We start from the raw sequence: 22,682 nt of genomic DNA, 5'->3' as shown, positions 1-22,682 counted from the left end.
GACTGTTGTGCGCCCTGCCTGGCATCGGGCGCTTGTCGTGTACGATATGGTCTGCCTCTGTCAATGTTGGTCTCTGGCGGCGCGAAAGTCGTCGAGAATGGCATAGAATGCAGGCAGAACCAGAAGCACCAGAAGCGTTGCGGACAGCAGTCCGAAAACCACCGAGATCACCAATGGCTTGACTGTCTGCGCCTGTGTGCTGGTTTCCAGCAATAGAGGGGCCATCCCCATGATCGTTGTTGTGACCGATACGACGATGGGACGGAACCGGTCGCGGCTGGCCGCCCCGACCGCCTGAGCCGGAGTCACGCCTCTGGATTTGTGATCGTCAATGGCCTGTACGAGCAGAATGGCGTTGTTCACCACGATTCCGGCCAGTGAAGCCGCCCCCATTATTGATGGCATTGAAATATTGTACCCCATAGCCAGATGACCCAGCACGACGCCGACCAGCGCCAGCGGAATTGTCATCATCACGATGATTGGTTCCAAATAGCTGCGAAACTGAAAAGACAGGATCACGTAAATCCCCACCAATCCAATCAGGAAGCCACGCAGGATCGACCCCATGGTTTGGGCCGAGTTGGCGTTTTGCCCTTCGATCCGGACTTGAAGGTCCGGAGTCGAATCTACGAGATCCAACAGAAATCCGTTGTTCAGTTCGGTGACTATCTCATCGGCGTTGCCGATGCGTCCATCGACATCTGCGGCGACGGTGACGGTACGTTGCCCGTCTACATGAGTGATACGGCCCCACCCACGGGTTTCCGTGATCGTGGTTGCCGTCGTCAGTGGAATGCGGGTGCCGTCGGGTAGCAATACTTCAAAGGTTGTCAGGTCGTCGAATGCGTTTCTGTCGACCGGGCTTTGCTCAAGTTCGATTTCATGGGAGACATCTCCATCCTGCACGGTTGTGATGATCCGGCCCAGAAATGCTGCACCGATCTGCCCGGCCACATCGCGCCCGGTAAGGCCCAGGCCGGTCGCGCCCTCTGCCAGTGTCAGGCGCAATTCGGGCCGACCGGGCCGAAGATCATGCATGGTGTTATAGACGCCCGTATATGTCTCTAACTCAGCCACAAGACGTGTGGCCGCCATATGCAGATCGTCCAGGTCAGGACCGGACAGGCGAATTTCGACGGCTTGACCTTGTGGGCCTAGTCCCGGTTCGGTCAGGGTTATGGCCAGCACACCGGGTAGTTCGCCGATCTCTGCCCGCCACGCGGCGATCAGTTCATCCAGTTTGGTTGTGCGTTTTTCCGCGCCCAACAAATCGACCGACACTGTCGCGACATGTGTACCGTTTTCGTCCGCGCTCAGGTTTCGGTCAAAGATCGTCTGAACGGTTTGCACCAACTCCTCACCATCGGGTTGCCTGGGCGAGAGGTGTTGGTTGACGACCTCAAGCGCCGCGATCACCCGATTTGTGACCAGTGTCGTCTGATGAAGTGGTGTGCCCTGGGGCATCAGGATGCGCGCCTCGAGCACATCGCCGTCAATCTCGGGCAGGGCTTCGCGTTGGACGTATCCGCTGCGCAGCAGCGCCACTGTTATGATCAGTGCGGCAAGGGTCAGGCCGGTGGTCGCATACCGCCATTGGACGGCTTTATCGACCAGCCGTCCAAGCCCGTTGTCGCGGAGGTTTCCGAAGCCTTTTTCAAACCCTTCGCGAAACCGTGACGGGGGCCACCGTGAGAAATGCAACCCGTGCGACAGGTGATGGGGCAGAACCCAGAACGCTTCGAGCAGGCTTGCGGCGAGGGCGGCGATCAATACGACAGGCAAGACCTCCAGCACTGCTCCCAGATCGCCGGCGAGGAATGACAGGGGTGCGAAGATTGCAACCGTTGTCGCAAAGGACGACAGGACGCCGGGTAACACCCGTTTGGTACCTGCGATGGCGGCGTCGCTTCGGGGTGCGCCTTGGGCCGCTTCTTCGGCGATCGAGTCCGAAATTACGATGGAATCGTCCATCACGATCCCGATTGCCATCAAAAGCGCGACCAAGGTAATCATGTTGAGTGAAAGGCCCGTCAATGCCATCGCGATGAACGCCCCCAGAAAGGCCACGGGCAACCCCAACGCGGCCCATATGGCAAAGCCGGGCCGGAAAAACAGGCTCATGACGGCGATCACGAGAATCAGACCGATTACGCCGTTCTGCACCAGCATGGCAAGGCGGTCGCGCACGATGCTTGTCATGTCCTGAACCAGTTTGATGCGCATTGTAGGGGGCAAGGCGCGACGTTCGGTTTCAATCAGGGTTTGGACATCGTCGAATACGCGCAGGGCGTCGGCTCCGAGCGATTTATTGACCTGCAAAAAGGCTGCCCGCTGCCCATCGAGGATTGCCAGTTTTTCATCCGGGCTGAAGGTTTCTTCGATCTGCGCGATCTGCCCCAGGGTCAGTTCGGCACCGTTGGCTTTCGACAAGATAACGATCTGCGCAAGGGCTTGGGGTGTGCGGCGTTCGTCGGCAAAGCGCAGGGCGATATCGAGCCGATCCGTTTCAAGGCTGCCAAGGGGGCGGTCGAGGCTTTGGGCACCGATGCGGTCCGCAAGCCCTGCGGCGGTCAGCCCGTGCTGTTCCAGAACTGCACGGGGTACGGTGATGCGGTATTGCCGTTCGCCAAAGCCCGTTATTGTCACGCTGGCCACATCGGGCAGGGCGGCGAGACGGTCTTGCAAGTCAGAAGCGTAATGCTCCAGCGAGGCCGGGGGCATATCGCCCGCGACCGCTACGGAAACCACGGCGTCCGAACGGTTGAGTTGCCGCACGACGGGCGGGTCGGCCTCGACAGGGAAATCATCAACTGCGGACACTTCGGTGCGCAAATCGTTGACGAATTGCCCCACATTTCCATCCGGCTGCATCGTGGCGACAGCCCGCGCCGCGTTTTCCTGTGCGGTACAGGTCAGCTCGTCCAGATATTCCACGCTTTCGACCGCATCCCAAAGGCGCCTGCAAATCGCGTCTTCGACATCGCCAGCCGTTGCGCCCCGATACACGACTGAAATTTCCGCCTCGGTCTTGCGAAAATCCGGGAAGGTTTCGCGTTTCAGCGTTGGAGCCGCCATGATCCCGGCGGTCGCGATCAGGATGAGCAGCAGATTGGCCGCGGTGGGGTGACGAACGAACCAAGCGATCATTCCCCGGTCTCCGCGGGAACGATACGCAGGCCGGGTAAAGCCGGTACGATATCGTCAACGATCACTTCCTCGCCGGTGGTCAGGCCGTCTTCGATTATGGCCAGGTCGGCCTGTCGCCAACCGACTGTCACGTTCCGTAGTTCAAGCCGTCCATCCGTATTGCGCAGATACACGGTATCGCCCTGGTGAACGGCCTGCACGGGCAGTGCAATTCTCGGGTTTCCCGGCGGGGCGGTCAGGATCACTTCGACATACATATTCGGGACAAGCGGCAGGTGCGCCGGAGGGCGTGCCCCCTTGTAGGGATCGTCAACCGCGATCACCACCGGTACCGAGCGTGCCTGTGGGTCCAATGCGTTCTCGATTCGAAGAACCCTGCCGTTCCGGACCTGGCCGGGGTTGGAGATCAGTTTCAATTCGGCCGATATACGTTCCAATACCTGCGGCAGGTGGTCGGCATCGAACTGAACCCCGGCATTTGCTGCCGCGCCCATAAGCCTTGGGAAACTGTCGATCGGCAAGTGCGCCGTGATCTCTGCCCGCGCGATTCCATCGGCGGCAACAAGGGATTGGCCACTTGTCACGAACTGGTATCGTTCGACATGCACCGTGCCCACGCGCAGGTTGAACGGTGTTACGATACTGGTCATGTTCAAATCGCGTTCGGCTCGGTCGAGCGTGGCTTCGGTGCGGGCGATCCGCGCATCCAGCCGCGCCTTCTGAACCGGGACGAGGGCCAGATTGTTTTCCAATTCCTGCACGGTGCGGCGCAATTGAAGCGTTATGCGCTCCTGCTCATCCAGCCGGGCCTGCGATGTGGCGCCCTGTTCCGTCAGGGTACGCACACGGTTCAGGTCGGCGGTCGCCAAGGCCAGCCTTTCGGCTTCAATGGTGAGAATGTTGTTTGTGTTCGCCGCTTCGATATCGATCTGTTCGTTTTCGGCTTTCAGCGCGTTCAGGTCGGCCTGTGCCTCTTGTAGCGCCGTTTCATAACGGCTTGGGTCGATCTCCAGAACACGGGTGCCTGCGGGGATCACATTTCCGGTTTCAAGATCTGGATGCCGGAACGTGATGGCGCCCGATACCTCGGCGACCGCTTGCCAGCTTTGCGCAGCGCGCACCGTGCCAAAGCCACGGACCACCGGTGCCAGAGGCGTTGTTTTTACGGTCATTGTACGGGCGGTGACCGAACGTTCCTGGTGTGCGCTACGCTGAGGGGGCTCGGCCCCGGACATCAGCCAGAGGGCAACGCCGATGCCGATGGCAAGCGGGGGAAGGATCTTGAGTGGACGCCGGAACTTCATTTGTCATCCCCGGCTTTGTGGCCTCTCAGCAGGCCGATCTGGATTGTGGCGATGCGTCGGCCCTCCCGGATCAGATCGAATGAGCGATCCGATAATTTCCAGCGTAACACCGTACCTTGCACAAGACCCAGGAACAGATCGGCGCAATCTTCGGTGGATGGCGCAGGAGGGATTTGACCCGTCTGTGCAGCCTCTCGAATTTCGACCAGCAGACGGTGCCGCAATCCCGACATGATACGCCGATGAATGGGGCGCAGCGTATCCTCGGCCGATATCTGGCCGGCGTTGAAAATCAGCGTGGGGATAGCGGGATAGGCCGCGATAAGGCCAAGTTGCGCTGCAATCAGTTCAGCCAATCGCTCCAGTGGGGATGTTCCCTTTGCAACGGCATCATTCCATAGATTGACTGCGCGGCGTTCGATATCCTCAAGCACGGCTTGCCATAGCGCATCCTTGGTTGGGAAATGCCGAAAGATTGCGGCCTGAGTTATGCCGACTTCTTTTGCAACCAGAGCTGTCGAAAGTTTTTCGACAGGTGTGTGTGTCAGCAATTGGAGTGCCGTTTCGATGATCTCGGCTTGCCGTTCCTCAGCGGGTTTTCGCATTCTAGACATTGCTTCACCATAAGTAAGTGAGTAATCACTAACATATTGAGGGAGACAGGCAATGCCTTGCGGCACTGTAATTGTCGGTCAGGTTCTCTTTTGCAGAAAGGGGAGTGCTATATCCGCCAATGTCGTGGTGTTCAGTTCAGCCAGGAACGCCGCTTCGGCCGCGCGCAATCGGGCTTTGAGGCGACAGCGCCCGTCAAGTGAACAGTCACCGCCATCGGCCCCAAAGCATTCGACCAGCGGATGGTCTCGTTCCAGAAGTCTGATCAGATCACCCAGGAATATCTCTTGCGGCCGGTGCGCAAGGATGGCCCCGCCGCCGCCTCCCCTGCGGGTTTCAATCAGCCCTGCACGGGATAGGTGCTGAACAATTTTTGCCAGATGATGACGTGACAAGCCGAACTCATTGGCGAAATCCGCAGTGGACAGGGCCACATGCGGGGTTGCCGCCATGCGCATAAGCATACGCAGGCCAAATTCCGTAAAAGAGGTGAGACGCATGGTCGCTGGTTAGTCGGTTCAATTGGCATTTACAATACTTATTCAGCGGACTAGGCCAGAGGGTATCCCGGTGGGGCAGTTCCCCACTGCCCTGATGCGCTCTGTTGATGCGCGGATAAAAGGACGGACAATGTCAGGACGGACAGCGATACGATGCGCTTGTGTGCCGAGACAGGTCAGCCTTGCTTCAATCGGATCGGAACACCCATCATGACAGATGCGACGACTCATCGTCCGGCCAGCCGATGGCCGATATTTCCAACTGCGCCGGTGCGCGCGCTGTTGCAGCCCGTTCTGGCGCGTGTCGTACGGCGTATTGCCCGCCGACATCCCGAGATGTTCGCGCGCATCGCGCCTTATCAGCAAGCCGATTTCCTGATCGTTGCGCGTGAACTTCCCTTTGCGCTGCATTTGCGCCCAGACCCGGAGCAACCGGTTTTCCGTGCTGTTCCGCGTTACCCGCTGCCTGATCACGATGCCAGGATCGAGGGGCCGTTCATGCTGCTCCTGAATCTTGTTGATGGTGAGGACGACGGCGATGCGGCCTTCTTTTCACGTGATCTTGTAATCTCGGGCAACACCGAGGCCGTGGTATCGTTGCGCAATGCGCTGGACGACGTGGATGGCTCGATTGCACAGGAAACGGCCGATCTGTTCGGCCCGCCCGGCCGAGCGGTTCTGGGTGTGTTGCGACGGAGGAGCGGAACATGAGAGCGGAAGGCCGGTTTTCCGAAGCGGGTGAATTGGTGTGTCCGGCAGGCACGCCCGCGGCTTTGCGTACTGCCGTCGATGCCGGGGCGGATTCGGTCTATTGCGGGTTTCGCAATGCCACGAATGCCCGCAACTTTCCGGGGCTGAATTTCAGCCCCGAAGAGTTGGAGGCCTCGGTTGCCTATGCGCATCAGCGGGGCGCCAAGGTTCTGTTGGCGCTCAATACATACCCCCCTGCCGGGAAGGTCGATCTGTGGCGCGATGCGGCGGCGATTGCGGCCCGTGTCGGCGTGGATGCCTGCATCGTGGCCGATATGGGCGTAGCGCAGCATATCGCCACAAATCATCCAAGCCTGCGGTTGCATCTGTCGGTTCAGGCCGCTGCCTCCAGCCCCGAAGCGATCCGATACTATTGTCAGAATTTCGGGGTCAAACGCGTAGTGCTACCGCGCATCCTGACCATTCCTGAAATTCGCGCGATCAAGCAGGAAATCCCCTGCGAGATCGAAACCTTCATTTTCGGCAATCACGGCCTGATGGTCGAGGGCCGGTGCAGCCTGACCAACTGGATGACCGGAGAATCGACGAACATGGATGGTGTCTGCTCTCCGGCGGCCAAGGTGACATATGAAGAAGATGCCGATGGCGCGCTGCGCTCGTGTCTTGGCGGGGTCACTATCGACAGTTTCGCACCGGGTGAAACGGCGGGCTACCCTACCATCTGCAAGGGTCGTTACACGGCGCCGCATCGGCCTGAAGGGTATTATGCCTTTGAGGAACCCGTCAGTCTGAACCTGTCGCGCCTTCTGCCCGATCTGATGGAGGCGGGGGTGCACGCCTTCAAGATCGAAGGACGACAGCGCTCGAAATCCTATGTCCGCAAGGTGGTGGGCAGTTTCCGCGAGGCGGTGGATGCAATCCGCGCGGGCGCGACGCCTGATTTGGCCGACCTGGTGGCGCTGACCGAGGGGCAGAAGGAAACGCAGGGTGCGTTCAAGACCAAGAAATGGAGATAGGGCAATGGAACTGACACTGGGGCCACTGGCATATCACTGGACCGTCGAGCGCAAGCGGGATTTCTATGCGCGTATCGCAGATGAGGCGCCTGTCGATACGGTCTACCTGGGCGAGGTGATTTGCTCAAAGCGCGCACCGTTCTTCGAGCGCGAGATGCCGCAGGTCATCGAGCGGTTGCAGCGCGGCGGGAAGCGCGTGGTGCTGTGCTCGCTGGCCGAGGTGATGCTCAAACGGGAGCGTCAGGCAACCGCTGATCTGATGGAAAGCGAAGACCATGAAATTGAGATCAACAATGCTGCGGGTCTTCTGGCACGGGATGGCCGATCACATCGTGTGGGGCCGTTCCTGAACGCTTATAACGAAGCCACGATCACGTGGATGGCAGACCAGGGGGCGACCCATGTTTGCCTGCCCACCGAAATGCCGGGTGAGGCGGTCGGTATAGCGGCCAAGGCGGCACGCGATCTGGATCTCGGGGTGGAAGTGCAGGTTTTCGGACGCGCGCCGCTGGCAGTATCGGCGCGTTGCTATCACGCGCGGGCACATGGCAGGACCAAAGACAATTGCCAGTTCATCTGCGAAGACGACCCCGATGGCATGCCATTGGCAACCCGTGACGATCAGCCGATTCTGCGCGTGAACGGAATCCAGACCCAATCGGAAAGTTATATCGAATTGCTGGCAGAACTGCCGGAAATGAAGGCGCTTGGAATAACCCATGCCCGTCTGCTGCCGCAGAATGTGGATATGGTTGCCGTCGCGCAGGTGTTCAACGATGTGCTGAACTCAGGGCTGGATGCAGACGACGGCCGATCTCGTCTTTCGACGATCTGTGCGGGCACCGCGTTCAGCAATGGATTCTGGCACGGTGTTGCCGGGTATCGCCATATCAACCGTAAGGCTGTGGCGGCCTGAGCAAACAGATTGCCTGAGAATCGATGCGCGCGCGCCACGAGCTCGCGCGTTCAGAACACGTATGTGCTCAAGCGGTGTTTGGAATTCCGTGCTCAATTTCAGATGAAATGCGACACTTTCATTACCTGTAAAAAGAAATGGTGCCCAGGAGAGGACTCGAACCTCCACGTCCATACGGACACTAGCACCTGAAGCTAGCGCGTCTACCAATTCCGCCACCTGGGCAGGTGTCGTGGAGGGGCGTTTAGACCTGCCGGCTGGCGGTGTCAACGGAGATTTTCGTCAAATCGTTGCATTGCTCATAGCACCTTGTTCAAAACGCCATAGGGGATTAGGAAGAGACAGTATTTTCAAGCCGGGAGACCCTCAGATGTCGAAACTCGTCACCATCTACGGCGGATCGGGATTCGTCGGCCGCTATATCGCACGACGTCTGGCCAAGGAGGGCTGGCGCATCCGCGTCGCCGTACGCCGCCCGAACGAAGCGATGCATGTCAAACCCTATGGTGCTGTCGGGCAGGTCGAGCCGGTCTTTTGCAACATCCGTGACGACAACAGTGTTCGTGCCGTGATGCAGGGGGCCGATGCGGTGGTGAACTGTGTGGGCACGTTCGACCGCAAGGGCAAGAACAACTTCGACGCCGTGCAGCATGAAGGCGCAGAACGGATTGCGCGACTCGCTGCCGAAGAGGGTGTGCAGCGCATGGTGCAGATTTCGGCCATCGGTGCGAATGTCGATTCCGACAGCATTTATGCGCAAACCAAGGCCAGGGGTGAAGCTGTGGTGCTTGAACATTTCCCGACAGCGGTGATTCTGCGCCCGTCCGTGATTTTTGGGTCCGAGGACGAGTTCTTCAATCGCTTTGCAGGCATGACCCGGTTCAGCCCGGTGCTGCCTGTTGTCGGGGCCGACACGAAGTTTCAGCCGGTCTATGTGGATGACGCTGCCAGTGCCGCAGCAATGGGCGTGACCGGCGCGGCCGCGCCGGGTATTTACGAGCTTGGCGGCCCGGATGTGAACACCTTCCGCGAATTGATGCAGCAAATGCTGGGTGTTATTCGCCGCCGCCGTCTGATCATGAATATTCCATTCGGCATTGCCAGCCTCATGGCCGGTGTGATGGAGCTTGTTCAGACGGTTTCTCTGGGGCTGATCCCGCCGCAGATCACGCGCGATCAGGTGCGCAGCCTGCGGGTGGACAACGTTGTGTCCGAAGGGGCCAGGGGGTTCGCCGACTTGGGTATCAAGCCCGTCGCGATGGAGGCGATTATGCCCGATTACCTGTGGCGTTTCCGTCCGGCGGGTCAATACGAGGCGATCAAGGAATCGGCCTCTAACCTGCGGGTCAATTAACTGTAGGCGATCACCAGAAGAGCCACGCCAAGGATGATCCGGTAGATCACATAGGGCGTAAAGCTGACGCTGCGCAGCAGGCGCATCATCAGGGACAGCGCCAAAAGAGCTGCGACAAAAGCCAGCAGCGCGGCAATCAGGCCATCGCGCAATGCCGCCATGTTTGCCGTCATAGCGGCTTCGGTTCCGAGGAAGACGCCGCTGGCAAAGATCGTCGGGATCGACATGAGCATCGAGACCTTGGCTGCGTCCTTCCGTGTATAGCCAAGGAAGCGCGCGCCGGTGATGGTGATGCCCGAGCGTGATGTGCCGGGGATCAGGGCAATGGCCTGCCAGACACCTATGACCATGGCATCCTGAATGTTCCAGTCGCGGTCCTGTTTTTTGCTGGGGCCGATTTGATCGGCCCAATACAGAAGGACCCCGAATACCAGCATGGTCCAGCCGATCACCTTGATCGAGCGCATCTCGGAATCCAGTTCCGTCAGATGCAGGATCAGTCCGAAGCCGATCACCGGGACCGAAGAGATCAGCAGAAGCAAGGCCAGGCATGCGCCCTGGGTATCGGTGCGACCGATCAGGAGGCGCGGCAGCCCTGTCAGGGCCTGTCTGACATCCTGCCAGAAATACAGAACGACAGCGAAAAGCGTGCCGACGTGAACGGCAACATCGATGACCTGTCCCTGATCGTTCAGGCCAGTGAGGTTGGGCAGCAGAATCAGGTGACCGGACGAAGAGACCGGCAAAAACTCGGTCAGGCCCTGGACAATGGCAACAAGAAACAAATGAAGGAGGGGCATCGGCCAAGTCCTGCGAATAACGGTGCTTCAGCTATAAATCATTGAGATTCAGAGGGAAGTCCGCATTTAGGTCCGAATCGGATCGAAATTATGAAGAATTCTTTAACGCATAGATCGCGGTGCCAGGAAAATTTTCATATTAGGTCAACTGTTGTGACTTTTCTTTGCGCATGCAATCCAGTAGACAAGCGCGGTGCAAGACAATTCCGGAGGCCATGCCGTGGCAAAGCAACCGATGCTGAAATTCGTGACCGTCCAACGGGACATGCCAGAAAAGCGGGCGGCAGATGACCGTCGTGAGGATTTTCACGAGATCTATGCGGAGTTCGCCGACGAGAAGGCGAAGGAGCAGGCCAGCCGGTGCAGCCAGTGCGGTGTGCCTTATTGCCAGTCGCATTGCCCGTTGCATAACAACATTCCCGACTGGTTGCGCCTGACGGCTCAGGGCCGTTTGCAAGAGGCGTATGAGGTCAGTCAGGCGACCAATACCTTCCCGGAAATCTGTGGCCGGATTTGTCCGCAGGACCGTTTGTGCGAAGGCAACTGCGTGATCGAGCAGTCGGGCCATGGCACCGTGACCATCGGTGCGGTCGAGAAGTACATTACCGATACCGCGTGGGAGGAAGGCTGGGTCAAGCCGGTGACGCCCAAGCAGGAACGTATTGAATCCGTTGGGATAATCGGCGCCGGTCCCGGTGGTTTGGCGGCGGCGGATGTGCTGCGGCGCGAGGGTGTGCAGGTGACGGTGTACGACCGCTATGATCGCGGTGGCGGGTTGCTGACCTATGGTATTCCGGGCTTCAAGCTGGAGAAGGATGTGGTGTTGCGCCGGGTCGATCAACTGGAGCAGGGCGGCGTGGAGTTTGTGCTGAACTGTGACGTGGGCAAGGACATCGCATTCGAGGAAATTCGTAATAAACACAACGCGGTACTGATCGCGACGGGTGTTTACAAAAGCCGCGATCTGCAAGGGCCGGGGGCCGGTGCGAAGGGGATTGTGCGGGCGATTGATTACCTGACGGCCAGCAACCGGCTGTCCTTTGGCGATACGGTGCCGGAGTATGACAGTGGCGAGCTGAACGCCGAAGGCAAACAAGTTGTTGTGATCGGTGGTGGCGATACCGCTATGGATTGTGTCCGAACGGCGATCCGGCAGGGGGCCAAATCGGTCAAGTGCCTGTATCGCCGGGACCGGGACAACATGCCGGGCAGTCAGCGCGAAGTGCAAAATGCCGAGGAAGAAGGCGTTATTTTTGAATGGCTTAGCGCGCCCAAGGGCTTTGTCGGCGATCCGGTGAGTGTGGTGAAGGTGCAGAAGATGCGCCTTGGCCAGCCCGATGCGACAGGGCGTCAAAGCCCCGAACCTATCGAGGGCGCCGAAGTGGATGAGCCCGCCGATCTGGTGATCAAGGCGCTGGGATTTGAGCCCGAAGACCTGCCAACCCTTTGGAATCAAAAGGAATTGGAGGTCACGCGCTGGGGAACGGTGAAGGCCGAATTCACCACGGGCAAGACCGCGATGGACGGTGTTTTTGCCGTGGGCGACATCGTGCGCGGGGCGTCTCTGGTGGTTTGGGCGATCCGTGACGGGCGCGATTCAGCCGAGGCGATCCTGGATTACCTGAACGCCGCGCAATCGGTCGCGGCGGAGTAAGCGTTTCGTACAAAACGTACGAAATGGACACGGGTTTTGTACGAAATTCCGGCGGTTTCACGGATCGCGCGTGCGCAATGGACACAACCGCGCCAAATGCGCGGAACATGACAGCAGACAGGGCAGCAGCCCTGACCTACCTGACAAAGGCAGAGGACGGCTAGGACGGATGACAACGCAAGTGACGGGACATTGCCTTTGTGGCGCGGTTCAGATCGCCGTCACCGGCTTGTCCGATGAAATCTCGGCCTGCCATTGCAGCATGTGTACGCGATGGTCGGGCTCGGTCCAGATGGGCATCGAAGCGCCGGAGGCCGGTGTCACGGTGTCCGGCCCGGTCAAGACGTATCGCTCGTCCTGGTTTTCGGAGCGGGCATGGTGCGACACCTGCGGATCGGCGCTCTGGCTGCGCAACGTGGATGGGCCGGATACCGGAGTTTACGAATTCCTGCCCGGTCTTTTCGAGAATGCGGCCGGCGCACGGCTGACTCGCGTGGTCTATGCCGACTGCGCGCCCGATGGATTTTCACTGGCTGGCGATCATGATCGTATCAGCCGGACGCAATACGAGGCGGAGAACCCGCATCTGAACGAGGAGGTCTGAGACCATGACAAGGTTTGACACCAACTGGGCCGCGACCGAAGAGGCCAAGCGCAAGTGGCTGGCCGAAAACGGTATGTACAGCGAAGAGGAAGAGCATTCCTCGTGCGGGGTGGGTCTGGTCGTTTCGATCGACGGCAAGCCGAGCCGCAAGGTGGTCGAGGCGGGCATCAATGCGCTGAAGGCGATCTGGCACCGCGGCGCGGTGGATGCCGATGGCAAGACGGGTGACGGTGCGGGCATTCACGTGCAGATTCCGGTGCCGTTCTTCTACGATCAGATTCGCCGCACCGGCCATGAGCCGCGCGAAGATCAGTTGATGGCCGTCGGGCAGGTGTTCCTGCCGCGCACCAATTTCGGCGCGCAAGAGGCCTGCCGGACCATCGTGGAAACCGAAGTGCTGCGCATGGGGCATTCGATCTATGGCTGGCGGCATGTGCCGGTCGATATCAGTTGCCTTGGCGAAAAGGCCAACGCCACGCGCCCGGAGATCGAGCAGATCCTGATTTCGAACGCCAAGGGGATCGACGAAGAGACCTTTGAGCGGGAGCTTTACGTGATTCGCCGCCGGATCGAAAAGGCGGCCGCGGCGCAGAATATCAACGAGATGTATATCGCGTCGCTGTCCTGCCGGTCGATCATCTACAAGGGCATGATGCTGGCCGAACAGGTGGCGGTGTTCTATCCCGATCTCGAGGACGAGCGGTTCAAATCGGCCTTTGCGATCTATCACCAGCGCTATTCGACCAACACCTTTCCGCAGTGGTGGCTGGCGCAGCCGTTCCGCATGCTGGCGCATAACGGCGAGATCAACACGCTGAAGGGCAACGTCAACTGGATGAAAAGCCATGAAATCCGCATGGCCAGCAGCGCCTTTGGCGACCTGGCCGAGGATATCAAGCCGATCATCCCCGGCGGATCGTCGGATTCGGCGGCGCTGGATTCGGTGTTCGAGGTGCTGGTGCGCGCGGGGCGCAATGCGCCGATGGCCAAGACGATGCTGGTGCCGGAAAGCTGGTCGAAGCAGGCCGAGGAACTGCCGGTCGCGTGGCGCGACATGTATTCCTACTGCAACTCGGTGATGGAGCCGTGGGACGGCCCCGCCGCTCTGGCGATGACCGATGGCCGCTGGGTCTGTGCCGGGCTGGACCGGAACGGGCTGCGCCCGATGCGCTATGTGGTGACCGGCGACGGGCTGGTGATTGCGGGCTCGGAGGCCGGGATGGTGCCGGTGGACGAAGCCACGGTCAAGGAAAAGGGCGCGCTGGGTCCGGGGCAGTTGCTGGCCGTGGATATGACCGAGGGCAAGCTGTATCACGACACCGAGATCAAGGACAAAATGGCCCATGCCCAGCCGTTCGGCGAATGGGTCGGCAAGATCAACGATCTCGACGAGGTGCTGGCCGGTGTCCCGGAAACGCCCCTGTTCACGGGGGACGAATTGCGCCGCCGTCAGATCGCCGCTGGTTATTCGGTGGAGGAAATCGAGACGATTCTGGCCCCGATGGCCGAAGACGGCAAAGAGGCGATTGCCAGCATGGGCGACGATACGCCCAGTGCGGTTCTGTCCAAGAAATACCGCCCGCTGAGCCATTTCTTCCGTCAGAACTTCAGCCAGGTGACGAACCCGCCGATTGACAGCCTGCGCGAATACCGGGTGATGAGCCTGAAAACGCGGTTCGGAAACCTGAAGAACGTGCTGGACGAATCCAGCCAGCAGACGGAAATCGTGGTGCTGGAAAGCCCGTTCCTGGGCAATGCCCAGTGGGACGAGCTGATGCGCCAGTTCGATGGCGACGTGACCGAGATCGACTGTACCTTCGAGGCCGGGGCGGGCGCGTTGCAGGCCGGGCTGGAGCGTATCCGCGCCGAGGCCGAGGATGCTGTGCGCAGCGGCGCCGGGCATCTGGTGCTGAGCGATCACAAGCTGGGCGAGGGGCGCATCGGCATGCCGATGATCCTGGCCACCAGCGCGGTGCACTCGCACCTGACGCGCAAGGGGCTGCGGACCTTCTGTTCGCTGAACGTGCGGTCGGCGGAATGTATCGACCCGCATTATTTCGCCGTGCTGATCGGGGCCGGGGCGACCGTGGTCAATGCCTATCTGGCCGAGGACACGATTGCCGACCGGATCGGGCGTGGCCTGCTGGATGGCAGCCTGACCGAGAATATCGCGCGCTATCGCGAGGCGATTGATCAGGGTCTGCTGAAGATCATGTCGAAGATGGGGATCAGCGTGATCTCGTCCTATCGGGGTGGTGTGAACTTCGAGGCCGTGGGTCTGAGCCGGGCGATGTGCAACGAGTATTTCCCCGGTCTGACCAGCCGGATCAGCGGCATCGGTGTGAGCGGCATTCAGGCCAAGCTGGAAGAGATTCACGGCGATGCCTTTGCCGGGGGCAAGGATGTGCTGCCGATCGGCGGGTTCTACAAGATGCGCAAATCGGGCGAGAGCCATGCCTGGGGCGCGCAGACGATGCATCTGATGCAGATGGCCTGCAACCGGGCGTCTTATGCGCTGTGGCAGCAGTATTCCAAGGCGATGCAGGCTAACCCGCCGATCCATTTGCGCGACCTGATGGCGATCAAGCCGCTGGGCGAGGCGATTCCTCTGGAAGAGGTGGAAAGCGTGACCGCGATCCGCAAGCGGTTCGTGACGCCGGGGATGTCCCTTGGCGCGCTCAGCCCCGAGGCGCACAAGACGCTGAACGTGGCGATGAACCGGATCGGTGCGCGCTCGGATTCGGGTGAGGGCGGCGAAGACCCGGCGCATTTCGTGCCCGAGCCGAATGGCGACAACCCGTCGGCCAAGATCAAGCAGGTGGCCTCGGGGCGGTTCGGCGTGACGGCCGAGTATCTGAACCAGTGCGAGGAGTTGGAAATCAAGGTGGCGCAGGGCGCCAAGCCCGGCGAGGGCGGGCAGTTGCCGGGGATGAAGGTGACCGACCTGATCGCGCGGCTGCGCCATTCGACGCCCGGCGTGACGCTGATTTCGCCGCCGCCGCACCACGATATCTACTCGATCGAGGATCTGGCGCAGCTGATCTATGACCTCAAGCAGATCAACCCGATCGTGAAGGTCACGGTCAAGCTGGTGGCGCAGTCGGGCGTGGGCACGATTGCCGCCGGGGTGGCCAAGGCCAAGGCGGACGTGATCCTGATCTCGGGGCACAATGGCGGCACCGGGGCCAGCCCGGCGACCAGCATCAAATATGCCGGCCTGCCGTGGGAAATGGGCCTGACCGAGGCGCATCAGGTGCTGAGCATGAACAAGCTGCGCGACCGGGTGACATTGCGCACCGATGGCGGGCTGCGCACCGGGCGCGATATCGTCATGGCGGCGATGATGGGGGCCGAGGAATACGGCATCGGCACCGCCGCGCTGATCGCCATGGGCTGCATCATGGTGCGCCAGTGCCAGAGCAACACCTGCCCGGTCGGCGTGTGTACGCAGGACGAGGCGCTGCGCGCCAAGTTCACGGGCAATGCCGACAAGGTGGTGAACCTGATCACCTTCTATGCGCAGGAAGTGCGCGAGTTGCTGGCCAGCATCGGTGCGCGGTCGCTGGACGAAGTGATCGGGCGGGCCGATCTGCTGACGCAGGTCAGCCGGGGCAGTGCGCATCTGGACGATCTGGACCTGAACCCGATGCTGATCACCGTGGATGGCGCGAAGAATGCGCGCTATGACCGCGAGCGTCCGCGCAACCCGGTGCCCGATACGCTGGACGCGGAAATCGTGCGCGATGCGCAGCGGTTCCTGAACGAAGGCGAGAAGATGCAACTGCATTACGCGGTGCAGAACACGCATCGGACGGTCGGAACGCGGGTTTCGAGCCACATCGTGCGCAATTTCGGGATGCGCAACAGCCTGCAACCCGATCACCTGACCGTCAAGCTGACGGGCAGCGCGGGGCAGAGCCTTGGGGCGTTCGCCGCGCCGGGGCTGAAGCTGGAAGTGTCAGGCGATGCCAATGACTATGTCGGCAAGGGCCTGTCGGGGGGCACCATCGTGGTGCGCCCGCAGCAGCAAAGCCCGCTGGTGGCCGCCGAGAACACGATCATCGGCAATACCGTTCTTTATGGTGCAACCGATGGCTACCTGTTTGCCGCCGGACGCGCCGGTGAGCGGTTTGCGGTGCGGAACTCGGGCGCCAGGGTGGTGGTCGAGGGCTGCGGCAGCAACGGGTGCGAATACATGACCGGCGGTGTCGCCGTGATCCTGGGCAGCATCGGGGCCAATTTCGGGGCCGGTATGACGGGCGGCATGGCCTATCTTTACGATCCCGACGGCGCGACAGAAAAGCTGATCAACATGGAATCTCTGGTCACCTGCCCTGTCACGCAAGACTATTGGCTGGCCGAACTGGAATCGCTGGTGCGCCGTCATGCCGACGAAACCGGCAGCCGCAAGGCGCAGGACCTGCTGCAATACTGGGATCTGGAAAAGGCGAACTTCATTCAGGTCTGCCCCACGGAGATGCTGAACAAGCTGCGCCATCCCTTGACTGCCGAAGACAGCGCCATTCCCGCGGAATAATCGCGGCGACGGCATCCTTGCCTTTCCCATCGGGCCCTTTTTTGCGCTAAGACTTCGGTCAAGGTGCGAAAGAGGGCCCGATGCAGTTAGAGTTACAGGATTTGGTGATTGAACCGCCGTTGCGGATTTTCCGGACAGGAGGCGAGACCGGAACACTTGTTGTCAGTTGTTCCAGCGTGGGCAAAAAACGACATTCGCCGCCACCCCCGGAATTCGTGAAGATCGCCACAGCCGGAGGGAAGAATCCGGCATTGTTCATCACAGACCAAAGCCGGAGCTGGCTGAATGCGCCGGGAATGGCGGAAACTGTCGTCCGTACCGTCGAAGATGCCGCCGAGAAGGCGGGCGCGACCCGGATTGCCGGAATTGGCGATTCGATGGGAGCGACCATGCTGTTACATTTGTCGCGGTTGACGCGATTTGACTCGGTTCTTGCGATGACGCCGCAATACTCGGCCAATCCAAAGGTTGTACCGGAGGAGGATCGCTGGAGGTTCTTCCGGTCGAAAATTCGTGAATTCCGCTTTGACAGGATCGAAAACCTGGATGCGGCGCAGACGAAATATTTCATTCTGCATGGCGATGGCCCCGGTGAACTGGAACATGCGCTGCGCTTTCCCAAAACACGCGGGGTGGCACATTTCATTTTGCCGGGCTTCGGGCACCGGGTCAGCGAAACCCTGAAAGAGCGGGGATACCTTGTACGGTTGGCGCAGGATGCGATTGCCGGGCGGCGCGCGCGGGTGCGCCGCACGGTCGAGGAACTCGGCGGTATGTTTCGCAATGCCTATGAGAAACAGATGGCGGACAGGCCTGTCCGGAAGGTGGCAGAATGATACAAACGCGGGATTTGCAACGTCCTGACCGGGCGCTATAGCTGGGCAGCAATGGCCAAACGCAAGACCAAGAAAACCGCGCCCGAGCCGCGCCGATTTCAGCCGGTACGCTGGGTGCGTCGCTGGACGATCCGGTTTTGTCTGATCGTGATCTTGGTGGTCGTGGGTACGGTGGCGGCGCATCGTGTGCTGACCCCGCCGCAGACCTTTTACATGGGGCAGGAAGCGCGCCGTTTGGGTGGAATAGACTACCAATGGGTACCGCTGGACGAGGTTGCGCCGGTAATGGCGCGGGCGGTCGTGGCGGCGGAGGATGCGAATTTCTGCCTGCATTGGGGGTTCGACATGGCCGCGATCCGCACCGCTATCGAGGACGGCGGCGGGCGGGGGGCCTCGACCCTGAGTCAGCAAACGGTCAAGAACGTCTATCTGTGGCACGGGCGCAGCTGGCTGCGCAAGGCGCTGGAGGCCGCGATCACCCCGGTTGTCGAGGGGCTGTGGACCAAACGCCGGATCATCGAGGTGTACCTGAACGTGGCCGAGTTCGACGAGGGCATTTTCGGCGTCGAGGCCGCCGCGCGCCATTACTTCGGTGTCGGCCCCGAGGACTTGAGCGCGATGCAGGCCGCGCGGCTGGCCGCGGTGTTGCCGGACCCCAAGGATCGGTCGGCCTCAAAGCCGGGAGAATGGCTGCGCAAGCGGGCCGCGTCGATCATGGACGGTGCGGCCACCATCCGCCGGGACGGGCGTTCGGCCTGTTTCGAGGATTGAAAACCGTGCCCATTCACGGCATGGAGGGGGCATCCCGACCATTCGACCAAGGTTTGATTTGATCATGGCCAAGCTCTATCACGTTCCGTTGTCACCGTTCTGCCGCAAGGTGCGGCTGAGCCTTGCGGAAAAGAAGATCGAATGCGAACTGACAGAGGAACGGTACTGGGAAAAAGACCCGGATTTCCTGCGGCGCAACCCGGCGGGCAAGGTGCCGGTGCTGAAGATCGACGGGCAGACCATGGCCGAAAGCACCGCGATCTGCGAATATCTGGAAGAGAAATATCCCGAACCGTCCCTGATGCCCAAAAGCGCCGAGGCGCGATACGAGGTGCGCCGCCTTGTGGCGTGGTTCGATGACAAGTTCCATTCCGAAGTCACCTCGAAACTGCTGTATGAGCGGGTGAACAAGAAGGTGATGAAACAGGGCTTTCCCGACAGCACCAATGTCAAGGCGGGCGCGCGGGCGATCAAGTATCATCTGGATTACATGGCGTGGTTGCTGGACCGGCGGCGCTGGCTGGCGGGGGATGTCATGACCCTGGCCGATTTCGCCGCCGCCGCGCATCTGAGCGCGCTGGATTATATCAGCGACGTGGACTGGAACCGCAGCGAGGCGGTCAAGGACTGGTATGCCAAGATCAAGTCGCGGCCCGCATTCCGGGGCATTCTGGCCGATCAGGTGCCCGGATTCCCGCCGCCGGCGCATTATGCCGATCTGGATTTCTGAGTTGGGGGCTTTGCCCCCCGGCCTGCGGCCTCCCCCCAGGATATTTTGAGCAAGAAGAAGCCATGGGCAGCTTGAAAGACAAGTTGGTGGCACGGGCCATTGAAGAGGGGTTCGATCTGGCGCGGGTGTGCCGGCCCTGGGATGTGGGGCATGTGCCCGACCGGCTGGCGGCGTTTCTGGGCAAGGCGTATCACGGGCAGATGGGGTGGCTGGCCGAGCGGAGCCATTGGCGGGGCGATCCGCATGCTCTTTGGCCTGAGGCGCGCAGTATCCTGATGCTTGGCGAAAGCTATACGCCCGCGGACGATCCGACGGCGACATTGGCGCAAGGGGATGTCGGAACAGTCTCTGTTTATGCGCGAAACCGCGATTATCATGATGTTTTGAAAAAGCGGCTGAAGCGGCTGGCGCGGTGGCTGATCGCCGAAGCCGGGGGCGAAGTGAAGGTGTTCGTGGATACCGCGCCGGTGCCGGAAAAGCCGCTGGGGCAGGCTGCCGGGTTGGGCTGGCAAGGCAAGCACACCAATCTGGTCAGCCGTGATCTGGGCAGCTGGTTTTTCATCGGGTCGATTTTCACCACGCTGGAATTAGAGACCGATCCTGCGGAAATCGACCATTGCGGATCGTGCCGGGCCTGTCTGGACGCCTGCCCGACCGATGCCTTTCCCGCGCCTTACCAGTTGGATGCGCGGCGGTGCATTTCCTATCTGACGATCGAGCATAAGGGCCCAGTGGACGAAGAACTGCGCGCGCGGATGGGCAACCGGATTTATGGCTGCGACGATTGTCTGGCGGCCTGCCCGTGGAACAAGTTCGCCGTGGCGGCGCGCGAGGTGAAGTATCATGCGCGCGAGGATCTGATCGCGCCGAAGCTGGCCGAGCTGGCGGTGCTGGACGATGCCGGGTTCCGGGCGCGGTTTTCCGGCAGCCCGATCAAGCGGATCGGGCGGGACCGGTTTGTGCGCAACGTGCTGTATGCCATAGGGAATTCCGGCGATCCGGCGCTGAGCGACGTGGCGCAGGGGCTGTGCGAGGATGCGAATGAAACGGTGGCGGATGCGGCGCGCTGGGCTGTGTTGCGACTGCGTCATGCCGCAAACGGGATGGATTGATCCGCAAAACCCGCTACACCGCTTGCGAACGGGTTAAGGAGCGGGCGAGATGGCGTTGCTTTTGGGGGTCGATACCGGTGGCACCTACACAGATGCGGTTCTGATCCGCAACGAAACCGAGGTTGTGGCCAAGGCCAAGGCGCTGACCACGCGGCACGATCTGGCCATCGGGATCGAGCGGGCGATTTCCGCCGTACTGGAGCAAAGCGGCGCGGATCGCGGGCAGATCGGTCTGGCCTCGCTTTCGACGACGCTGGCGACCAATGCTTTGGTCGAGGGGCAGGGCGGGCGCGCCGGGCTGATCTATATCGGGTTTCGCGAACAGGATATCGAAGGCCACGGGCTGGGCGAGGTGCTGGCGGGCGATCCGGCGGTGGCGATCGCGGGCGGGCACAGCCATGCCGGGGCCGAGCGCGTGGCGCTGGATGAAACCGCGCTTCGGGCATGGTTAGAGACGAATTCAGGCGTTTCCGCCTATGCCGTGGCGGCGCAGTTCGCCACGCGCAACCCGGCGCATGAATTGCGCGCGGCCCGGATCGTGCAGGAGGTTACCGGGCGGCCCGTATCCTGTTCGCATCACCTGTCGGCCAGGCTGAATGGCCCGAAGCGGGCGTTGACGGCGCTGTTGAACGCGCGGCTGATCGGGATGATCGCCCGGCTGATCAACCGGGCCGAGGGCACGCTGGAACGGCTCGGCATTGATGCGCCGCTGATGGTGGTGCGCGGCGATGGTGCGCTGGTATCTGCCGAGCAGGCGCGCGAGCGGCCCATCGAGACCATTCTCAGCGGTCCGGCGGCCAGTATCGTGGGCGCGCGGTGGCTGACCGGGGCGGATGAGGCATTGGTTTCGGATATCGGCGGCACGACGACGGATGTGGCCGTTTTGCGCAATGGGCGCCCGATGATCGACCCGGCGGGCGCCAAGGTGGGGCCGTGGCGCACGATGGTCGAGGCGGTGGCGATGCGCACCACGGGGCTGGGCGGTGACAGCGAAGTGCATGTTCTGGAAGAGGGCCTGCACGGGGGCGTGTCGTTGGGGCCGCGGCGGTTGATTCCGGTCAGCCTGATCGCGTCGGAAGCGCCCGAGGTGGTCCATGCCGCGCTGGACGATCAGTTGCGCCGCACCGTGCCGAACGAGCATGACGCGCGTTTCGTGCGGGCGGTGCCGGGGCTCGAGGCCGATGGCCTGCCCGAGCGGGAACAGAGCCTGTTGCAACGGATCGGCGATCAGGTGCATCCGACCGGAAAGATATTGAAAACCCGGCTGGAGGGGCAGGCGCTGAAACGGCTGGTCGCGCGGGGGCTGGTGCAGTTGGCCGGGGTCACGCCTTCGGATGCCAGCCATGTTCTGGGCCGCCTGAAGGATTGGGATGCGCCGGCGGCGCGCAAGGCGCTGGAGTTGGTGGGGCGGCGGCGCACGGGCAGTGGTAACATGCTGTGTCCCGACCCCAAAACACTGGCGCAGATGATCGTGGATCAGTTGACGCATCAGACATCTTTGGCCTTGTTAGAGACTGCTTTTGCCGAGGATGCCTATGAGTTCGGGCTTTCCCCCGAAGACCTGGCGCGCCATGTTCTGATGCAGCGCGGGCTGGCCCATCACCACGGGCTGGTGCGCATCGAAAGCGGGCTGAACGTGCCGGTGGTGGGGCTTGGGGCATCGGCCCCGTCCTATTACCCTGCGGTGGGGCAGCGCCTGAGCTGCCGGATGGTTCTGCCCGAACATGCGGGTGTGGCCAATGCTATCGGTGCGGTGGTGGGTCGTGTTACGATCCGGCGCAGCGGTACGGTGACCTGCCCGGCGGAAGGGAAATACCGGGTGCATCTGGAAACCGGGCCGGAGGATCATACAGACGCTGAGGCGGCGATGCTGGCCTTGCAAAATGCGCTGACGGCCGAGGCACGGGCCGAGGCGGTGGCGGCGGGGGCCGAAGATATACACACCCACGCCGCCCGAGACCTGCGCAGCGCACAGGCCGAAGGGCGTGAGGTGTTTCTGGAGGCCGAAATCACGGTCGAGGCGACAGGGAGGCCACGCGTCGCCGTCTGACCGACAACAGGGAAAGGACAAGGCA

Annotated in this window: 17 protein-coding genes and 1 tRNA gene; 12 read left to right on the top strand and 6 right to left on the bottom strand. The window is 61.2% G+C overall.

Annotated features, from left to right (window positions below):
- Positions 1-60 precede the first annotated feature (60 nt).
- From BUB53_RS11995 to BUB53_RS11980, 4 genes are all read right to left on the bottom strand, one after another.
- Positions 61-3,150, bottom strand: coding sequence for an efflux RND transporter permease subunit (locus BUB53_RS11995; RefSeq protein ID WP_073035010.1), 3,090 nt, complete (start codon positions 3,148-3,150; stop codon positions 61-63).
- The gene (locus BUB53_RS11990; RefSeq protein ID WP_073035009.1) at positions 3,147-4,454 is read right to left on the bottom strand and encodes an efflux RND transporter periplasmic adaptor subunit; all 1,308 of its coding nucleotides are present in this window, start codon (positions 4,452-4,454) and stop codon (positions 3,147-3,149) included. Before BUB53_RS11990 ends, BUB53_RS11995 begins: the two co-directional genes overlap by 4 nt.
- Positions 4,451-5,059 carry a TetR/AcrR family transcriptional regulator gene (locus BUB53_RS11985; protein WP_159437820.1) on the bottom strand — a complete coding sequence of 203 codons (609 nt, stop codon included), beginning with the start codon at positions 5,057-5,059 and terminating at the stop codon, positions 4,451-4,453. The genes BUB53_RS11990 and BUB53_RS11985 overlap by 4 nt, the downstream gene beginning before the upstream one ends.
- A gap of 87 nt (positions 5,060-5,146) precedes the next feature.
- Positions 5,147-5,566 carry an RrF2 family transcriptional regulator gene (locus BUB53_RS11980; RefSeq protein WP_073035007.1) on the bottom strand — a complete coding sequence of 140 codons (420 nt, stop codon included), beginning with the start codon at positions 5,564-5,566 and terminating at the stop codon, positions 5,147-5,149.
- Positions 5,567-5,776: 210 nt separating this feature from the next.
- On the opposite strand from BUB53_RS11980, the gene ubiT reads away from it, so the two are divergent.
- Genes ubiT through ubiV form a run of 3 tightly spaced genes read left to right on the top strand, consistent with a single transcriptional unit; the run spans position 5,777 to position 8,209 of the window.
- Positions 5,777-6,277 carry a ubiquinone anaerobic biosynthesis accessory factor UbiT gene (gene ubiT, locus BUB53_RS11975; protein ID WP_073035006.1) on the top strand — a complete coding sequence of 167 codons (501 nt, stop codon included), beginning with the start codon at positions 5,777-5,779 and terminating at the stop codon, positions 6,275-6,277.
- The gene (gene ubiU / locus BUB53_RS11970; protein ID WP_073035005.1) at positions 6,274-7,293 is read left to right on the top strand and encodes a ubiquinone anaerobic biosynthesis protein UbiU; all 1,020 of its coding nucleotides are present in this window, start codon (positions 6,274-6,276) and stop codon (positions 7,291-7,293) included. The genes ubiT and ubiU overlap by 4 nt, the downstream gene beginning before the upstream one ends.
- A 4-nt stretch (positions 7,294-7,297) precedes the next feature.
- Positions 7,298-8,209: a ubiquinone anaerobic biosynthesis protein UbiV gene (ubiV, locus tag BUB53_RS11965; protein WP_073035004.1), complete on the top strand. Its 912-nt coding sequence runs from the start codon at positions 7,298-7,300 to the stop codon at positions 8,207-8,209.
- 138 nt (positions 8,210-8,347) lie between these two features.
- On the opposite strand, the gene BUB53_RS11960 is transcribed toward ubiV, so the two are convergent.
- Positions 8,348-8,434, bottom strand: a tRNA-Leu gene (locus BUB53_RS11960).
- A gap of 145 nt (positions 8,435-8,579) precedes the next feature.
- On the opposite strand from BUB53_RS11960, the gene BUB53_RS11955 reads away from it, so the two are divergent.
- Entirely contained in the window at positions 8,580-9,563 is a 984-nt protein-coding gene (locus tag BUB53_RS11955) for a complex I NDUFA9 subunit family protein (protein WP_073035003.1), read from the top strand.
- Here the strand turns inward: BUB53_RS11955 and BUB53_RS11950 are convergent.
- Positions 9,560-10,363: an undecaprenyl-diphosphate phosphatase gene (locus BUB53_RS11950; RefSeq protein WP_073035002.1), complete on the bottom strand. Its 804-nt coding sequence runs from the start codon at positions 10,361-10,363 to the stop codon at positions 9,560-9,562. The two genes, BUB53_RS11955 and BUB53_RS11950, sit on opposite strands and share 4 nt — an antisense overlap.
- A gap of 220 nt (positions 10,364-10,583) precedes the next feature.
- Here BUB53_RS11950 and BUB53_RS11945 point away from each other — a divergent pair, with 220 nt between their 5' ends.
- The 8 genes from BUB53_RS11945 to BUB53_RS11910 all read left to right on the top strand — a co-directional run bounded on the left by BUB53_RS11945 (position 10,584) and on the right by BUB53_RS11910 (position 22,657).
- Positions 10,584-12,017, top strand: coding sequence for an NAD(P)-dependent oxidoreductase (locus tag BUB53_RS11945; RefSeq protein ID WP_229709540.1), 1,434 nt, complete (start codon positions 10,584-10,586; stop codon positions 12,015-12,017).
- 169 nt (positions 12,018-12,186) lie between these two features.
- A complete protein-coding gene (locus tag BUB53_RS11940; RefSeq protein ID WP_073035000.1) occupies positions 12,187-12,621 on the top strand; it encodes a GFA family protein in 435 nt (144 codons plus the stop codon).
- Between the two features lie 4 nt (positions 12,622-12,625).
- A complete protein-coding gene (gene gltB / locus BUB53_RS11935; protein ID WP_073034999.1) occupies positions 12,626-17,158 on the top strand; it encodes a glutamate synthase large subunit in 4,533 nt (1,510 codons plus the stop codon).
- A 251-nt stretch (positions 17,159-17,409) separates the two neighbouring features.
- Positions 17,410-17,994, top strand: coding sequence for a hypothetical protein (locus BUB53_RS11930; protein ID WP_159437819.1), 585 nt, complete (start codon positions 17,410-17,412; stop codon positions 17,992-17,994).
- A gap of 51 nt (positions 17,995-18,045) precedes the next feature.
- Positions 18,046-18,765, top strand: coding sequence for a monofunctional biosynthetic peptidoglycan transglycosylase (mtgA, locus tag BUB53_RS11925; RefSeq protein WP_073034997.1), 720 nt, complete (start codon positions 18,046-18,048; stop codon positions 18,763-18,765).
- A gap of 64 nt (positions 18,766-18,829) precedes the next feature.
- Positions 18,830-19,495, top strand: coding sequence for an FtsZ-binding protein FzlA (fzlA, locus tag BUB53_RS11920; RefSeq protein ID WP_073035124.1), 666 nt, complete (start codon positions 18,830-18,832; stop codon positions 19,493-19,495).
- Between the two features lie 62 nt (positions 19,496-19,557).
- On the top strand, positions 19,558-20,607 hold the full coding sequence (gene queG / locus BUB53_RS11915) for a tRNA epoxyqueuosine(34) reductase QueG (RefSeq protein WP_073034996.1): 1,050 nt from the start codon (positions 19,558-19,560) through the stop codon (positions 20,605-20,607).
- A 49-nt stretch (positions 20,608-20,656) separates the two neighbouring features.
- Positions 20,657-22,657: a hydantoinase/oxoprolinase N-terminal domain-containing protein gene (locus BUB53_RS11910; RefSeq protein ID WP_073034995.1), complete on the top strand. Its 2,001-nt coding sequence runs from the start codon at positions 20,657-20,659 to the stop codon at positions 22,655-22,657.
- The last annotated feature ends 25 nt before the right edge of the window (positions 22,658-22,682 follow it).

The organism is Roseovarius pacificus (assembly GCF_900142665.1).
GTDB classification, from domain to species: domain Bacteria; phylum Pseudomonadota; class Alphaproteobacteria; order Rhodobacterales; family Rhodobacteraceae; genus Roseovarius; species Roseovarius pacificus.
The sequence above is the reverse complement of the archived record's forward strand: the minus strand, read 5'-3'. Positions and strand labels throughout refer to the sequence as shown.

Coding starts and splice junctions, on each gene's coding strand:
- queG (WP_073034996.1), top strand. CDS start 19,558: ATGGGCAGCTTGAAAGACAAGTTGGTGGCACGGGCCATTGAAGAGGGG.
- ubiV (WP_073035004.1), top strand. CDS start 7,298: ATGGAACTGACACTGGGGCCACTGGCATATCACTGGACCGTCGAGCGC.
- BUB53_RS11995 (WP_073035010.1), bottom strand. CDS start 3,150: ATGATCGCTTGGTTCGTTCGTCACCCCACCGCGGCCAATCTGCTGCTC.
- BUB53_RS11940 (WP_073035000.1), top strand. CDS start 12,187: ATGACAACGCAAGTGACGGGACATTGCCTTTGTGGCGCGGTTCAGATC.
- BUB53_RS11950 (WP_073035002.1), bottom strand. CDS start 10,363: ATGCCCCTCCTTCATTTGTTTCTTGTTGCCATTGTCCAGGGCCTGACC.
- BUB53_RS11985 (WP_159437820.1), bottom strand. CDS start 5,059: ATGCGAAAACCCGCTGAGGAACGGCAAGCCGAGATCATCGAAACGGCA.
- fzlA (WP_073035124.1), top strand. CDS start 18,830: ATGGCCAAGCTCTATCACGTTCCGTTGTCACCGTTCTGCCGCAAGGTG.
- gltB (WP_073034999.1), top strand. CDS start 12,626: ATGACAAGGTTTGACACCAACTGGGCCGCGACCGAAGAGGCCAAGCGC.
- BUB53_RS11980 (WP_073035007.1), bottom strand. CDS start 5,566: ATGCGTCTCACCTCTTTTACGGAATTTGGCCTGCGTATGCTTATGCGC.
- BUB53_RS11990 (WP_073035009.1), bottom strand. CDS start 4,454: ATGAAGTTCCGGCGTCCACTCAAGATCCTTCCCCCGCTTGCCATCGGC.
- BUB53_RS11955 (WP_073035003.1), top strand. CDS start 8,580: ATGTCGAAACTCGTCACCATCTACGGCGGATCGGGATTCGTCGGCCGC.
- BUB53_RS11910 (WP_073034995.1), top strand. CDS start 20,657: ATGGCGTTGCTTTTGGGGGTCGATACCGGTGGCACCTACACAGATGCG.
- ubiT (WP_073035006.1), top strand. CDS start 5,777: ATGACAGATGCGACGACTCATCGTCCGGCCAGCCGATGGCCGATATTT.
- mtgA (WP_073034997.1), top strand. CDS start 18,046: ATGGCCAAACGCAAGACCAAGAAAACCGCGCCCGAGCCGCGCCGATTT.
- ubiU (WP_073035005.1), top strand. CDS start 6,274: ATGAGAGCGGAAGGCCGGTTTTCCGAAGCGGGTGAATTGGTGTGTCCG.